The sequence below is a fragment of the Actinokineospora sp. genome (genome assembly GCF_050699995.1).
Classification (GTDB): domain Bacteria; phylum Actinomycetota; class Actinomycetes; order Mycobacteriales; family Pseudonocardiaceae; genus Actinokineospora.
The window spans coordinates 15,461-30,259 of record NZ_JBOHGC010000032.1 but is presented as its reverse complement, the minus strand read 5'-3'; the positions used below and the strand labels follow the sequence as shown (position 1 = coordinate 30,259).

The 14,799-nt window shown below is 70.1% G+C and carries 11 protein-coding genes; 7 read left to right on the top strand and 4 right to left on the bottom strand.

Annotated elements, in window-relative coordinates; translation table 11 throughout:
* Positions 1–108: 108 nt before the first annotated feature.
* From ACRDSQ_RS02255 to ACRDSQ_RS02240, 4 genes are read left to right on the top strand one after another with little or no spacing between them, the layout of a single operon-like run.
* Positions 109–987 (top strand): GNAT family N-acetyltransferase, encoded by an 879-nt coding sequence (locus tag ACRDSQ_RS02255; RefSeq protein WP_431418308.1) that lies wholly within the window; start codon positions 109–111, stop codon positions 985–987.
* Complete coding sequence (locus tag ACRDSQ_RS02250) at positions 984–1,568, top strand: flavoprotein (RefSeq protein ID WP_431418306.1); 585 nt, start codon at positions 984–986, stop codon at positions 1,566–1,568. Before ACRDSQ_RS02255 ends, ACRDSQ_RS02250 begins: the two co-directional genes overlap by 4 nt.
* Positions 1,565–4,510 carry a S41 family peptidase gene (locus ACRDSQ_RS02245; RefSeq protein ID WP_431418304.1) on the top strand — a complete coding sequence of 982 codons (2,946 nt, stop codon included), beginning with the start codon at positions 1,565–1,567 and terminating at the stop codon, positions 4,508–4,510. The genes ACRDSQ_RS02250 and ACRDSQ_RS02245 overlap by 4 nt, the downstream gene beginning before the upstream one ends.
* Positions 4,507–5,043 carry a DUF3995 domain-containing protein gene (locus ACRDSQ_RS02240; protein WP_431418302.1) on the top strand — a complete coding sequence of 179 codons (537 nt, stop codon included), beginning with the start codon at positions 4,507–4,509 and terminating at the stop codon, positions 5,041–5,043. Before ACRDSQ_RS02245 ends, ACRDSQ_RS02240 begins: the two co-directional genes overlap by 4 nt.
* Here the strand turns inward: ACRDSQ_RS02240 and ACRDSQ_RS02235 are convergent.
* Positions 5,022–5,993 (bottom strand): helix-turn-helix transcriptional regulator, encoded by a 972-nt coding sequence (locus ACRDSQ_RS02235; RefSeq protein WP_431418301.1) that lies wholly within the window; start codon positions 5,991–5,993, stop codon positions 5,022–5,024. The two genes, ACRDSQ_RS02240 and ACRDSQ_RS02235, sit on opposite strands and share 22 nt — an antisense overlap.
* 63 nt (positions 5,994–6,056) lie before the next feature.
* Between ACRDSQ_RS02235 and ACRDSQ_RS02230 the strand changes: the two genes are divergently transcribed.
* Positions 6,057–6,506 (top strand): hypothetical protein, encoded by a 450-nt coding sequence (locus ACRDSQ_RS02230; RefSeq protein WP_431418300.1) that lies wholly within the window; start codon positions 6,057–6,059, stop codon positions 6,504–6,506.
* Between the two features lie 108 nt (positions 6,507–6,614).
* Here ACRDSQ_RS02230 and ACRDSQ_RS02225 read toward each other — a convergent pair whose 3' ends face one another.
* Positions 6,615–7,988 (bottom strand): S8 family peptidase, encoded by a 1,374-nt coding sequence (locus ACRDSQ_RS02225; RefSeq protein ID WP_431418299.1) that lies wholly within the window; start codon positions 7,986–7,988, stop codon positions 6,615–6,617.
* A gap of 136 nt (positions 7,989–8,124) precedes the next feature.
* Complete coding sequence (locus ACRDSQ_RS02220; protein ID WP_431418297.1) at positions 8,125–11,544, bottom strand: indolepyruvate ferredoxin oxidoreductase family protein; 3,420 nt, start codon at positions 11,542–11,544, stop codon at positions 8,125–8,127.
* 136 nt (positions 11,545–11,680) lie between these two features.
* Between ACRDSQ_RS02220 and ACRDSQ_RS02215 the strand changes: the two genes are divergently transcribed.
* The gene (locus tag ACRDSQ_RS02215) at positions 11,681–12,157 is read left to right on the top strand and encodes an Lrp/AsnC family transcriptional regulator (protein ID WP_431418295.1); all 477 of its coding nucleotides are present in this window, start codon (positions 11,681–11,683) and stop codon (positions 12,155–12,157) included.
* 17 nt (positions 12,158–12,174) lie between these two features.
* On the opposite strand, the gene ACRDSQ_RS02210 is transcribed toward ACRDSQ_RS02215, so the two are convergent.
* Positions 12,175–13,980 carry a hypothetical protein gene (locus ACRDSQ_RS02210; RefSeq protein ID WP_431418293.1) on the bottom strand — a complete coding sequence of 602 codons (1,806 nt, stop codon included), beginning with the start codon at positions 13,978–13,980 and terminating at the stop codon, positions 12,175–12,177.
* A 199-nt stretch (positions 13,981–14,179) separates the two neighbouring features.
* Between ACRDSQ_RS02210 and ACRDSQ_RS02205 the strand changes: the two genes are divergently transcribed.
* Positions 14,180–14,782: a hypothetical protein gene (locus ACRDSQ_RS02205; RefSeq protein WP_431418292.1), complete on the top strand. Its 603-nt coding sequence runs from the start codon at positions 14,180–14,182 to the stop codon at positions 14,780–14,782.
* Positions 14,783–14,799: the final 17 nt, after the last annotated feature.

Here is a 14,799-nt window from a genome sequence, read left to right as displayed (position 1 = left end):
CTCGCACCCCGTCCGGCGGCTCGTCAGAGCCACCTGCACCGAGCCTGCCGGGAAACGGCGTCGCGGTCCAGTCGGGCCGCCCACTCGCGCACGGATGGAAACACACACGTGACAGGCAATCTGGTCTCACTGCGGCGGATCACCGACCCGGACTACGAGCTCCTGGTCAGCTGGCTCGACGGCACCGCGGGCGTCTACGCCAACGGCGGCTCGCCCTTCTGCACCGCCGCGGAGCTCAAGGAACAAACCGAGGCGGGCGGCAGCACGTACCTCATGGTGGTGACCCCGGAGGGCGAACGGGTCGGCGCGGTCAGCTGGCGCACCCTGAGCTACATCGGGAACTACTCGGTGGGCCTGGTCATCGGCGATCCCGCCGCCTGGACCAAGGGCTATGGGGCGGCCGCGTGGGGCCTGCTGCTCAAGCACCTGTTCCACACGCTCAACGCGCACCGGGTGGAAGTCACCACCGGGGTCTACAACCGGGAGACGATGAAGATCGTCGCCCGCGGAATCCTGACCCTGGAAGGCATCCTGCGCGACTACGCCTTCATCGACGGGGAATACCACGACATCGTGGTGTGCTCGCTGCTGCGCGAGGAGTACGACGTCCTCGCCGCGCGCGGCGTCTTCGGCAAGATCGGCCCGCAGCTGTCGGCCGAGGAGAAGGAGAAGGCGCTCAAACTGCTGCTGGACTACCTGGCGAAGACGGGAAGCACCCACTTCGGCCGGATCGCGGGCCGCAGGCTCCGCGAGCGGCCCGCCACCGTCGAAGCGGTGGCCCGAGGCCACTCCCGCGACACCGCGCCGGACCCCGCGCCCGCCCAGAATGTCGCGCCGCCGCGCAACGCCGTTCCGCCGCAGAAGGCTGGTTCCCCCGCCAAGCAAGCCCCATCGCCAGCGGGCAACAGGCATGCCGCGCTCGACAGCGGCTTCGCCATCGACACCGGCAGGCAGCAGGCGGAGCCCGCCAAGGCCGGTCCCGCATGAGCACGGCCCTGCCCGCGAACGTGCCCCCGGACCTGCCGCTGGCTCGCGGCCAGGTGCTGCTCGTCGGCACCGGCTCGTTCAGCGTGAACCTCCTGCCGAGCTGGGCGCTGCTGCTGCGCCGCTGGTACGGCGCGTCCGTGCGGGCCTGCCTCACCTGGTCGGCGACCGCCCTGGTGGCGCCCGACGCGCTCGCCGCGGCGACCCGTTCACCGGTGTGGGGGCCGGGCTTCGACACCGCGGTGGGCACGGTGCCGCACCAGGAACTCGCCGCGTGGGCCGACTTGGTGCTCGTCGCACCCGCCACCGCCGCGTTCGTCGGCAAGTGCGCCAACGGCATTTCCGACAGCTTCGCGCTCAGCGTCGTGACCGGCTCGACCGCGCCGGTGGTGATCGCCCCCGCGGTCTCCGAAGGGGCCATGGCGAAGGCGTCGGTCAAGCGCAACCTCGCCTTGCTCGCCGAGGACGGCTACACCGTGGTCGGCCCGGTCAACGGCACGTCCGTGCACACCGACCAGGTCGGCCCGGGCGCGATGGCGGACTTCGGCGCGATCCTGCGTGCCGCCCGCGCCGCGATCGGGTGACCGCCGGGTACTTCCGGTGGCCGGACATCCGCGGCGACCGGATCGTGTTCGTCTGCGCCGACGACCTGTGGACCGCGCCGGTCGCCGGTGGGCAGGCGACCCGGCTCACCGAGGGCGCGATCCAGGCTCGCACACCCAGGTTCAACCACGACGGGACCGCAGTCGCCTACGGCCGTGCGGTGGGTGCCGCGGTCGAGGTCGAGGTGCTGCCCGCTGACGGCGGCGTGCCGCGCAGGCTGACGTTCGAGGGCGTCCCAGGAGTGGTCGCGTCCTGGCACCCGCGCAGCGGCGAGGTGCTCTATGCGAGCAGCGCGGGCGAACCGTTTCCCGTCGACCGGCTCCGGTCGGTGGACCCGGCAGGCGGTCTGTCCCGCGAGTTCGACGCGATTCGGGCAGGCGCGGTTGCTTTCGGTCCCGGCGGGTTGGTCGTCGTCCGAACCGGACTCGGTGATCCCGCGTACCGCAAGCGATACCGCGGTGGCGCCGCGGGAATGCTGTGGATCGGCAAGGAGGGCGGCGGCTTCCGCCCGCTGACCGCGGTCGCGGGCAACGTGGACAGTCCCTGCTGGATCGGTGACCGGGTCTACTTCCTGTCCGACCACGGTGGAACCGCCGAGATCTACTCCTGCGAACCCGATGGCGGGGACCTGCGCTCGGAAACCGATCACGGCGGTGGTCACGCGCGGGCGTTGTCCGGCGACGGAACCCGGCTGGTGTACCAGTTCGAGGGATCGATCCGGCTATTCGAACCCGACAGCCGCCACACGTCCACTGTGGACATCAGGCTTCCCGGGATTTCCCTGCCGGAGCAGAAGGTGCCCGCACTCGGCAATCTGCGCAGCGTCGATCTCAGTCCGGATGGCCGCCGGGTGGCGATCACTGTTCGGGGGAAGGCGTTGACGCTCGCGGCCCGAGGTGGCGACGTCCAGCGGCACGGCTCGGACAAGCGCTACCGGCTGTTGTCCTGGCTCGATGATCGCAGACTCGTGGCCGTGGCGAGTCCTGGACGGGATCCCGAGCAGCTGGTGATCTTCGATGCCGGCGCTGAGTGCGTCCTTCCGGTCGGCGACCTCGGCATCGTCGCCGAACTGCGGGTCTGTCCGCGCGGTGAGTGGGTCGCGGTGGCGAACAGCCGATACGAGCTGTTCGCCGTATCCGTGTCCGACGGCCGGTCGACGCTGATCACCCGCGGCGAGCACGACCGGCCACGAGATCTCGCCTGGTCGCCGGACGGCCGCTGGCTGGCGTACTCGATGCCGGAATCCCCGGATCGGGCTGCGATCTGGGCGGTCGACATCGTCAGCGGGCGGTCCGGACGGATCACGTCCCCGCTCTCGCGCGACCGAGGCCCGGCCTTCGCCGCCGACGGGCGTTTCCTCTACTTCCTGGGTGTGCGCGATCTGACTGCCGAGGGCGCAGACGACCTCGCCGTCCGAGGCGTGGCGATGCCGTACGCCGTCGAGCTGTGCCCGGGGGAATCCGCCTCAGACCGCACGCGCGTCGACTTCACCGGGATCGAAGACCGGGCGCGCCCGCTGACCGCGCCGAGGACTGAGCACCGCCAAGTGGTGGCCACGCCCGCTGGGTTGCTGCTGGTCCGCGGCGGCCCGGGCGACACCATGGTCGTGTCCGAGCAGGGAGCGTCGGTTCGCGCCGACCAGGTCGCGGTGTCCAGGGACGGCCGCACGGTGCTGTACCTCGACCGCGGCTCGCCGCGGGTCGCGAGTCGTGATCAGCCGGTGCCGCTCGACCTCGACGGGGTGGACGTGTCGGTGTCGCCCCGCGCCGAGTGGCGGCAGATGTTCGGCGAGGCCTGGCGGTTGCAGCGCGAGCATGTCTGGGACGCCGGGCGCGTGGGGGCGGCGTGGGACGCGGCCTGGGACCGCTACGCGCCACTGCTCGACCGCGTCCACACCCGGGCCGAGCTGTCGGACCTGATCGGCGAACTGCACGGCGAGCTGTCCGCTTCGCACGCGGGCGAGCGGCTTCCCCGCACGGTCACCGAGCGCCAGGGTTTCCTGGGCCTGGTTGGGGAACCTGGCGAGCGCGGATTCCTGGTCACCGCCGTGCCTGCAGGCTCGCCGTGCGCGGGATTCGACGTCGCCGTCAACGCCGGTGACGTCATCGAGCGGATCGACGGTGTGCCGACCGGAGTCGGCGGGCTCGGTCCGGCGCTCGCGGGCAAGGGCGGCCGCGTGGTCGAAGTGGGCCTGCGGGGTCGCATCGTGCGCGTGCGCGCTCTCGACAGCGAGCGCGCGTTCCACCACGCCGCCTGGTGCGCGGACAACCGACGCCGCGTGCGGGCAGCCACCGACGGGCGCGTCGGCTACCTGCATCTCCCGGATCTCGGTGCCTGCGGCTACGCACGTTTCCGTGAGGCCATGCTGACCGAGGGGACGCTGGACGGGCTGGTCATCGACGTTCGCGGGAACGAGGGCGGTCACGCGTCCTGGCTGGTGGTCGAGCACCTCGCACGACGCCGCCGCGGCGCGCGCGTCCCGCGTCGAGGACAGCCGCGGACCTGGCCGCCGCGCGCCGTTGACGGCCCGATGGCGGTGGTGGCCGACGAGTACACCGGTTCGGATGGCGAGGTCTTCTGCGAGGCGTTCCGGCTGGCGGGGCTGGGGCCGGTGGTCGGCGTCCGGACCTGGGGCGGGGGCGTCGGCATCCGGCCGCGGCACGCGCTCGCCGACGGCACGGTCACGACCCAGCCCGAGTTCCGTTATGACATCGGCTCGGCCCGGATCGAAGACCACGGCGTCGATCCCGACCACGTCGTCCTCGCCGCCGCCCACGACGACCCGGCCTGCGCGGACCCGCAACTCGACCGTGCCGTCGCGCTGGTGCTCGACGGCCTCGACGGGTCCGGTCAATCCGGTTTCCCTGAGTGTCGATTTTGCTACGGTGAGTTCAGGCGGAGTGCTTCCGAGGGGGACCGATGACCAGCGATGTCCATGCGGACGTCCGTGTGCGCGAATCAGGGCAGTGGGCGGGGTACGCCACCGCGGCGTGCGCGTTCCTGTTCGCGCTGATCAGCTTCTACTGGGGTTTCGGCGGCACCTTCGCCCTCGACACGGTAGGCCGTGAAGCGGTCGAGCTGATCGAGGCGGGCGATGTCGGGATCTACATCGCCGTCTGGTTCGCGGGCCTGGTCAAGGCCGCGGGCGGGGTGCTCGCGCTCGCCTTGGTCCAGCCGTGGGGCAGGCGGTACCTGCGGCACTGGATGCTGCTGCTCGGCGGCTGGGGCGGCGCCGCTGTCCTGATCCTGTACGGCGCCGCGCAGATCGGCATCCAGCTCATGGTCCGCGCCGGGATCCTGGTGCCGCCAGGTGACATGGACTGGCGCGGGTTCTACGGCCACCTCTATCTGTGGGACCCCTGGTTCATCGTGTGGGGCATCCTGATGGCGATCACCGCGTTCTACTACACCCGCAACGCCCGGCGCAGGCGCGCTCAGGAATCGGCTCCGGCGTAGAGCTCCGCGAGCTCTCGGACGGTCTCGGCGAACCGCTCCCGGAGTTCGGCGGGTTCGATCACCTCGATGTCCGCGCCCAGCCGCAGCAAATCGCCGACGGTGTGGGACACCGATTCCACCGGGATCACCGCGCGAGTCCACAGTGGACGCACGCCGGGCGTGGCGGTGTCCGCAATGGCGCGAACCACTTCGGCGGAGAGCAGGTCGGGCAGCAGTTCCATTCCCCGTGGGGACAGCTCCACGGTCGCCGTTCCGCGCAGGCGCCACGACAGGAACTCCTCGACGTACTGCTTCCAGTAGGCGACGAGGTCGAAGTCCGGGCGGTCGAACGTCTCCGCGGACACGTCGAGGTCCAGGACCGCGGACACCCGGTAGGTCGCCACCGAGGTCGAGCCGTGCGCAACCAGGTACCAGCGGCCTGCTTTCAGGACGACGCCGTACGGCCGCAGGGTGCGGGTCACCTCACGTGGAGCTTTCCAGCGGCGGTAGCGCACTTCGATGACCTTCTGGTTCCACACCGCGTCCGCCACGGCCGCGAGATGCGGTGTCTCATCGGAGTCGTACCAGCCCGGCGTGTCCAAGTGGAACCGTGCGGAGATCCGCCCGGCGCGGTCGCGCAGTTCCTCCGGCAGGGCCGCGACCAGTTTGAGCTGCGCGGCGGCGACCACCGAGCCGAGGCCCAGTTCCGCGGCCGGACCCGGCATCAGGAACAGGGATTCCGCCTCATCGCTGGTCAGGCCGGTGAGCTTGGAGCGGTAGCCGCCAAGAAGCTGGTATCCGCCCGCCAGGCCCGAGTCGCCGTAAAGCGGGATGCCCGCGCTGTGCAGGGCGTCGATATCGCGGTAGATCGTGCGGATCGAGACTTCCAACTGGTCCGCGAGTTGTTGGGCCGTCAGCTTCCCGCGGGTTTGCAGGAGCAGGAGAAGGGAGACCAGTCTGCTCGCGCGCATGGCGGAAGTCTCGCAGACATCACTGACAGAAGATGTCAGCGATGCGGCTCTAGCGTCACGGGCATGACGAAGGGTTTCGATTTCCTGCACGGCACTTGGAATGTGGTCAACCGGCGGCTGCTCGCGCCGCTCACGGGCAGCGACACGTGGGACGAGTTCCCGGCGGTGTCGACGTGTCGGCCGTTCTTCGGGGGGAACGTCGACGAGATCTCGTTCCCCACCAAGGGGGCCGCCGGCCTGACGTTGCGGACGTGGGATGTGGAGCGCGAGCAGTGGGCGATCTACTGGATCAGCAGCCGGACCGGCGTGTTGCAGGCGCCGGTGTTCGGGGACTTCGTGTCGGACACCGAGGGGGAGTTCTATGGGTGGGACGAGTTCGAGGGGCGGCGGGTGAAGGTCAGCTACTTGTGGACGGTGGAGTCGGCTGACTCCGCGACCTGGCGGCAGGGGTTCTCGCTGGATGACGGGGAGAGCTGGGAGATCAACTGGGTGATGTCGTTGACTCGTTCTTAGCCTCGGGCCAGTGCGGGGTCTGGCGCCGTGGAGTGCCGGGGGCACAAACAAGGGCGGCTGCCACCGGGTGTGGTGGCAGCCGCCCTTTCTGGGGCTATCTCAGGTGTTTCAGATGTTCGCGATGGTCTTCGTCGCGTCGATCAGGCCGGAGCCGCAGCCCTCGGCGCAGACGCCGGGGAGGGGGCGGACGTTGGCCTTCAGCGCCGCCTCGACCTGGGCCGGGGTCAGCGGCTTCTCGCCGAGCATCAGGGCGACCAGGCCCGCGACGTGCGGGGCGGCCATGCTGGTGCCCATGAACGTCTTGTAGTCCTCGGTCGTCTGCGTGGTGGTGCCCGCGTTGATGGTCGACAGGATGCCGTCCTGCGGCTTGGTGCGGGTGCCGGGCGCGTCGGTTTCGTTGCGGACCTCGCCGCCGGGGGCGGTGACGTCGATCAGGGCGCCGTAGTTCGAGTAGAACGCGCGGTTGCCCTCGCGGTCGCCGGCGGCCACCGAGACCACGTTGTCGCAGTTGGCCGGGGTGAAGCCCGAGACGTTGGAGTTCGAGTTGCCCGCGGCGATGACAACGGTGGTGCCACGGGACACCGCACCGTTGATGGCGCGCTGGTAGGCGCGGGCGCAGGTGCCGCTGCCGCCGAGGCTGAGGTTCAGCACCTTGGCCGGGTTGGCGTTCGCGGGGACGCCGCGGACCTTGCCGCCGGACGCCCAGGTGATGGCGTCGGCGATGTCCGAGGTGCGGCCACCGCACTTGCCCAGAACACGAACGGGGACGATCTTGGCCTTCGCCGCGATGCCCGTGATGCCGTTGGCGTTGTCGCTGACCGCCGCGATGGTGCCCGCGACGTGGCTGCCGTGCCAGCTCGAGTCGCTCGGCTTGGCGGCGCCGCCGCACTCGCCCGCTGCGTACCAGTCACCCTCGTCGTTCGGGTTGGCGTCGCGGCCGTTGCCGTCGCGGGCGCTGGTGGAGTCGCTGATGAAGTCGTAGCCGGGCAGCACGTTTCCGTTGAGGTCCGAGTGCGACACGATGCCGGTGTCGATGACCGCGACGGTCACCCCCGCGCCGTCGGCGGTCGCCCACGCGCCCGGGGTGTTCATGCCGGCGGTCGGCTCGAAGAGGTCCCACTGCTCGGCGTAGCGCGTGTCGGTGGGGACGGCGGTGGCGGTCATGATCAGGTCTGGCTCGACGCTGACGACACCGGCCTGCTTGCGCAGGTCGTTCATCAGCGCGGCCGAGCCGTTGCGGCCGAGGCCACGGGAAGCCTTGACGACGACGCCGCCCGAGCCGAGGTCGCGCACCTGGGTGACACCCTTGTGGGCGAGACCCCGAGACGCGGCCGAGTCAGCGAAGGTGACGATGAACTGGTCGTAGCCGGCAGCTGCCGCCTCGTCCTGACCAGCCTGGGCCGTTCCTGCCAGCGTCGGAACCGCGAACCCGGCGATAGCCAGACCCAGGGTGGCGAGCGCGGCGGTGTACCGCTTCTTCATCAAGAGGTCCTCTCGTGAATGCGCAACCGGTGACGGCGTGCACCTTCGGGTGAACATTGCCTTCACCATTTGAGAGGGAACGTAAGTCGGGTTATGACGCTCCGAAAGCGTTAACAGTTGCCAGTTACCTACCGGTCTAGACCCTTTCCAGCGGGCGATTCGCCTGGTCGAATCGATCCAGTAGATCCTGAATCCGCTCTTGGTAACGATTGATGGACGCCAACTTGATGTCCTCGTACCCGCGCACCGAATCCGGCAGCGCGGCCAATTCGCACGCCACCGCGTGGCTATCGACGGTCATTTCGCTCGCGATCCGCTCGATCATCGCGATGTGTTCGCTGATCAACGCGCGTTCCACCTTCCGCAGGTGGGCGTGGCCGAACGGGTCGAAAGCGGTGCCGCGAAGGCCACGAAGCGCGCGCAGGACCTTGAACGCCGGACCGGCCGTCCGCTTGAGCGTGATCTTCCGCTTCATCCCCATGGCCCGCAGCATCGGCGGGTGCAGCTGGTAGCCGATCGTGGCGCCCGCGCCGAACCTCTCCTCGACCGACGCGCGCAGCTCCGGGTCGAGGTGCAGGCGGGCGACCTCGTACTCGTCCTTGTAGGCCATCAGCTTGAACAGGTTCCGCGCGACCGTCTCGGTCAGCTGCGTGCCGGACCCGCCCAGCGCGCGCTCCGCGGCTTCCACAGTGGACACGACGTCGGTGTAGCGGCGCGCGTAGTCGGCGTTCTGGTACGCGGTCAGCTCCGGCACCCGGATCGCCAGCAGGCGCTCCAGCTCGGTGCCCTCCACCCGCGTGACCGGAGCGGTCGAGCTGAGCCACGCCGGGTCCTGCACGACCTTGCGGCCCGCGCGGAACGCCTGGATGGTCGTGGCCACCCCGACGCCGTTGAGCTCGATGGCCCGCTCGATCGCCTCGGCGGTCAGCGGCAGCAGCCCGGCCTGGTAGGCCGCGCCGACGACCAGGAAGTTGGCCGCCGCGGTGCTGCCGTAGAGCCGTTCGGCCAGGTCGAGCGCGTCAAACGCGTGCACGGACTTGGTCCGCCCGGAGATCTTGCCGAGCAGGTCCTCGCGCCCCGGGTAGGACGCCGCCGGGTCGACGACCATCCGTCCGGTCGGAACCTCGGAGGTCGACACGACCGCGATCGTGCTGTCGGAGCACCGCGACAGGTTGACGTCGGTGGTCGCCGCCAGCGCGTCGAAGGCGAGGTAGCCGGTGGCGGTCCCCGCGGGCACCAGCCCGGGCAGCGACGTCGCCTCGGGCGTGATGCGCAGGTGGGAGACCACAGCGCCTGCCTTCTGGCTCAGCCCGGTCTGGTCGAGCGCACGCGCGTCCAATCCGCTGATCAGCGCGGCGGTGGCGAGCACCTGGTTGGTCGTCACGACACCGGTGCCGCCGATGCCGACCATCACCAGGTTCGCCGAGGTCGGCCGCGACTCGGGTCCGGGCAGGTCGGCGGGCAGTTCGTCGCGGACCAGCCGCTTCTTGCCGGTGCCGGGGATGACCGTCAGGAACGACGGGCAGTCGCCGAGCAGGCACGAGTAGTCCTTGTTGCACGACGTCTGGTCGATCTGGGTCTTGCGGCCGAACTCGGTGTCGGTCGGCTCGACGCTCAGGCAGTTGGACTTCTGCCCGCAGTCGCCGCAGCCTTCGCATACCGACTCGTTGATCATGACCCGCTTCGCCGGGTCAGGAGCCAGCCCGCGCTTGCGCTTGCGGCGCTTCTCGGCGGCGCACTCCTGGTCGTAGAGGATCACCGTGACGCCCTCGGTCTCGCGCAGCTCGCGCTGGACCTTGTCCAGGTCGTCGCGGTGGCGGACCTTCACCCCGGGGGCCCACTTGGTGGAGCGCGGGTACTTGCGCGGCTCGTCGGAGACCACGACGGTCTTGACGACCCCCTCGGCGTGCAGCATCCGGGTCACCGCGGCCGGGTCGACCGACCCGTCGGCGTGCTGGCCGCCGGTCATCGCGACCGCCGCGTTGTAGAGCAGCTTGAAGGTGATGTTGGTGTTCGCCGCGACGGCCTGGCGCACGGCGAGGCTGCCGGAGTGGAAGAACGTGCCGTCGCCGAGGTTCTGGAACAGGTGCGTCGTGCCGGTGAACGGCGCCGCGCCCACCCAGCTGACGCCCTCGCCGCCCATCTGAGTGAAGCCGACGCTGCGGTCCATGAACGTGGTCATCGCGTGGCAGCCGATGCCCGCGCCCGCCAGCGAGCCGTCCGGGGTCTCGGTGGAGCGGTTGTGCGGGCAGCCGGAACAGAAGAACGGCGTCCGGTTGATCGGCGTCAGGGTCAGCGCGGGCAGCCGCGGCTTGAACGCCGGGTGCCGCAGGTCGACGTGCTCGCGGCCGACCCGCTCGGCCAGGAAGCGACCGAGCGCGACCAGGATCCGGTCGGCCTCCAGCGCGCCGTGCACGGGGATGAGCGTCTTGCCCTCAGGCCCCTGCTTCCCGTGGACGCGCGGTCGGACGGCCTTGTCGAACAGCGCTTCCTTGATCAGCGTTTCGATGAACGGGCGCTTGTCCTCGATGACGACCAGCTCGTCGAGGCCGTCGGCGAAGCGGAACAGCAGGTCGCGGTCCAGCGGGTGGACCATGCCCAGGCGCAGCACCCGGATCCCGCGCGCGCGAAGCGCGTCCTCGGTAAGGCCGAGACGCTGCAGCGCGTCGCGCAGGGAGGCGTAGTTGTGACCGGAGGCGACCAGGCCGACCCGGGCGTCGGACACCGCGCCCTCGATGCGGTCCAGGCCGTTGGCCGCGCCGAACGCGACGGCGGCGGCGAGCCTGCCGTCGAGCACCTCGCGCTCCATTGCCAGCGCCTCGGGGATGCCGACACCGGGCTTGTGGGTGGGCCGCCACGGCCGCCCGTCCCATTCGAACTCGGGGACCACGATGTCCGGCGTCGCGCCAAGGTCGACGATCTCGTAGGCGTCGCCGATGTTGGTGACCACGGTGAACCCGGTCCACGCCCCGCTGAACCGCGACATCTCGAAACCGAAGCGGCCCAGCCGCAGCACGTCGGCGACGTCGACCGGCGCCAGCACCGGCATCAGCGACTCGGCCAGGGCCATCGTCGAGTTCGACGGCAGCGACGAGGACTTGCTGGCCGGGTCGTCACCGGCGACGACTAGCACGCCGCCGCGCGGAGTGGTGCCCATCCACGTGCCGTGCTTGAACGCGTCGACGGAGCGGTCCACGCCGGGCGCCTTGCCGTACCAGAGGCCGAAGACGCCATCGAAGCGCGGATCGGGCAGCTGCGGGGCGAGCTGGGAGCCGTAGACGACGGTCGCGCCCAGTTCCTCGTTGACGCCGGGGATGAACTTGATGTCGTGCTCGGCGAGCAGGTCGGCGTTGCGGTCGAGCACCTGGTCGAGCCCCGCGAGCGGTGATCCCCGGTATCCGGAGACCAGGCCCGCGGTCTTCCAGCCCCGGGCCTGGTCGGCGCGGTGCTGGTCGACAAGCAGCTTGCCGAGGGCCTGGACCCCGGTCATGGCGCCCAGACCTGAGGTCCGGCGCACGACGTCAGCGGGGCGGTACCCCTCGAACAGCTCCGTCATGGTCGTCGACACCTCTCATTCGCCTGCGCGTCGCGGGCAAGGAGACGGCCCACGGTGAGCGTAGTGCAAGACTGTGAGGTGGAATTTGAGCGAAATGCTCAAATCTGGTTCGCGTCCAGTGAGGAGGTTGCGCAGCATGGGCATGCTGAACCGGCTTGACCTGCGGGTCATCCGCGAGCTGGTGGCGAGTCCGCGCATCGGCATCACCGAGCTGGCGGAGCGATTGGGCATCGCGCGCAACACCGCGCACGCGCGTGTCGCCCGGCTCGAACGCCAGGGCGTGGTCGGCCTGCGCGGCCGCTCGGTGGACTACACCGAACTGGGCGTCGAGGTCACCGCGTTCCTGACGGTGCAGGTCGCCCAGGGCAGGCTGGGGTCCGCGATCGAGGACCTCGCCGTCGTGCCGTTCGTGCTGGAAGCCCACGGCATCGCGGGCGACGGCGACCTGCTGGTCCGCGTCGCCGCCCGCAACACCAGGCACCTGCACGAGGTGATCAACGCGGTGCTGGCCTGCAGAGGCGTCATCCGCAGCACCACCGCAGTCGCGATGACCGAACAGATCCCCTACCGCGTAGCGCCCATGCTGGACGCCTTGGAACGCGCGATCCCTTGATCGAGTCAGCGCGCTCACTAAGCCGTAGCCGAAGACCGCTCCCGCACAGGCTGAGCAGCGGAGGCATACAGCCAAGCGAACAACGCCCAAGCCAGAGCGAACACGCCGCCGACAAACAGGTATGCGATCGACCACAGCACCGCCGGGGTGTCCGCCTTACGCTCCCGCTGCAGGAAGTCGATCTCCGCGATGAACGGGTGCGGCCCGTCGACGGCGGCGATCGCCGGGGCGTTCGCCGCGGGGTCGGCCGGGGCGTACACCGGCGCCATGGTCAGCACCCGGTCGCTGGTGTGCAGCCGGATGCCCGACTTCCAGTTGCCGAACACCGGGAGCGGCTCGCTGGTCCGGTAGGCGCCGTCGCCCAGCGGGATCAGCGGCGCGCTGTTGAACCCGCCGCCCTGCCAAGAGAAGCCATTGAGCCACACCGCGTCCTCGGCGATCTCCGCGGGCGTGATCTTGACCGTGGCGTTGACCCAGCGCTCTGGGGCGCCGTCGGGCCGCTCGACGTGCAGGCCGGTGGCGGACTCGGTGAGCTGGATGTCGGCCGTCCAGCCGGGTTCCGGGTCCTGCGGCGGGACGACGAAGCCGAGCACGGCCGTCGCGCCGAGCGCGCCGACGAGTCCCAGGGCGTGCCTGCGGCGGAAGCCCTGGGGGCGGACCGCCTGAGGGTGGGCGATCTCGGTGATCCGCTGGTGCTGCCAGGCGCCGATGAGACCACCGGCGACACCGGCGAGCACCCCGACGACCAGTGTGTCGACCAGCATCGAGGTCGGCCACGGGTCCGGCATGATCCACTGGCTCAGGCCGGTCTCGGCGAGCATGCCCAGGGTGCCGACCGCCAGACCGGACACCGCGCCGAAGGCGTGGCCGGGACGCAGGAAGAGCGCGACGACCTCGATGATGATCGCCTCGGCGATGCACGGCAGCAGCACCGCGACGTGGAAGTCCTGGGCGAACGGAACCGCCACGAACACCAGCCGGGACACGATCAGCACCGCGACGGTGATCAGCGCGCCGCCGGGACCGAAGCCCGCCCGGGCCACGACCATCGGCCACGTCGTGGTCAGTGCGACCAGCCCGACGTGGGCGAGCATCGGGAACTGCGGGACGCCGAGGTCGAACTCCATCAGCATCGCCGAGGTGCCCATCAGCCAGGCGCCTGCCGCGATCACGCCGAGCCAGCGGGTGATCTTCGTGTCCCCGGTGATCTGCCGGGCCTCGGCGAGCAGCAGCTGGATGCCGATGACCACGATGATGCCGCCGCAGATCATCAGCACGTGCGTGGGACCCCACTCGGTGACGTCCTGGCCGAAGAGCCGGTGCCACAGGTCGTCGAGGGGGAAGCCCATCAGGCCGACCGAGCCGGTGGCCATCATCAGCACGCTGCCGCGCGGGATGCGCAGGTTGGGGCCGATCTTCAGACCGCCGGGCGGCATGTCGCGCACGGACAGCGCGGCGCTGATGATGCCGGAGGCGAAGATGCCGACGAGTCCGAAGTAAATCGGGTAGTGCGAGGGGTTGGCCAGCGGGCCTTCGTCGCGGCCGAGCTCCATGTGGATCGGCACGTCCCAGTAGACGCCGATCAGCGCCGACATGCCGGAGGCGAAGGCGACGGCCATCGGCAGCGGCGCCCAGCGGGGCAGGCCGGTGATCCGGGCGCTGAAGTCGGCCAGCCGACCCAGCGCAGTCTCGCGGCCCTTGGCCTCGCGCACGACGAAGACCGCCAGCGGGATGAACACCGCTGCGAACATGCCCAGCGCGACAAGGATCTGCAGGACGGGCGCGCCCCCGGCGGGCGGTGTGTCGGCGTGTGCCAGCGTCATCGGTCCTTGCCTCTCTCGCGGCTGTTCGAAGCCATGATAGCAAGTAACAGTTACTTCCGGTAACACCAATCTCTGGTCCGCTGTGGGCGGGCGGAACCTCGGCGATCTCCACCGCGTCACATTGTCGCGCGGAATCGCGAACAACACAGGGGAAGCCCACTAGGATCGGGCTCCACAACTGGGGCGATGGGGGCGGTACATGGGTGAGTTCGTCGCGACGACTCTCCGTTTCCCCGTCGTGTTGTTCACTTTCCTCCTGCTCGTCGTGATCCTTTATTGGCTCTTCGTCGCGCTGGGTGCGTCCGAAGTAGACACAGCGGACACCTTTGATGGCGGCGTCGCGGACGGGTTCGGCCTCGGGGGTGTGCCCGCCGGCATCGCGTTCACCCTGGTGATCGTGGTGGCGTGGTTCGTCGCCCTCGTGGGCACGGTGCTGCTCGCCGACGTCGGATTCCCGTCCCCGCTCAGGATCGCGCTCCTGATCGGCGTGCTGTTGGCGGCGCTGCTCATCGCGCTGCTCGTGACCCGGATCGTCGTCGTCCCGCTGCGCCGGATGTTCGGCGACGAGGCCGTGGCCTCCCGCATCGACTTCGTCGGCAGGCTGTGCGTGGTGCGTACCGGCGTGGTCGACGAGACCTTCGGCCAGGCCGAGGTCACCGCCGACGACGGCTCCTCGGCGATCATCCAGGTCCGCCGCGCGGGTGGGCCCGCGCTGCGCACCGGCGACACCGCGTTCATCTACGACTACGACCCGGCGGGCGAGTTCTTCTGGATCTCCGCCGTCGACGTTCCACTCTCCTGATCTGACCTTTTACTGAG

Excerpts from the sequence above, each read along its gene's own strand:
- ACRDSQ_RS02240 (WP_431418302.1), top strand. The coding sequence starts at position 4,507 with ATGACCAGCGATGTCCATGCGGACGTCCGTGTGCGCGAATCAGGGCAG.
- ACRDSQ_RS02235 (WP_431418301.1), bottom strand. The coding sequence starts at position 5,993 with ATGCGCGCGAGCAGACTGGTCTCCCTTCTCCTGCTCCTGCAAACCCGC.
- ACRDSQ_RS02220 (WP_431418297.1), bottom strand. The coding sequence starts at position 11,544 with ATGACGGAGCTGTTCGAGGGGTACCGCCCCGCTGACGTCGTGCGCCGG.
- ACRDSQ_RS02205 (WP_431418292.1), top strand. The coding sequence starts at position 14,180 with ATGGGTGAGTTCGTCGCGACGACTCTCCGTTTCCCCGTCGTGTTGTTC.
- ACRDSQ_RS02250 (WP_431418306.1), top strand. The coding sequence starts at position 984 with ATGAGCACGGCCCTGCCCGCGAACGTGCCCCCGGACCTGCCGCTGGCT.
- ACRDSQ_RS02230 (WP_431418300.1), top strand. The coding sequence starts at position 6,057 with ATGACGAAGGGTTTCGATTTCCTGCACGGCACTTGGAATGTGGTCAAC.
- ACRDSQ_RS02215 (WP_431418295.1), top strand. The coding sequence starts at position 11,681 with ATGGGCATGCTGAACCGGCTTGACCTGCGGGTCATCCGCGAGCTGGTG.
- ACRDSQ_RS02225 (WP_431418299.1), bottom strand. The coding sequence starts at position 7,988 with ATGAAGAAGCGGTACACCGCCGCGCTCGCCACCCTGGGTCTGGCTATC.
- ACRDSQ_RS02210 (WP_431418293.1), bottom strand. The coding sequence starts at position 13,980 with ATGACGCTGGCACACGCCGACACACCGCCCGCCGGGGGCGCGCCCGTC.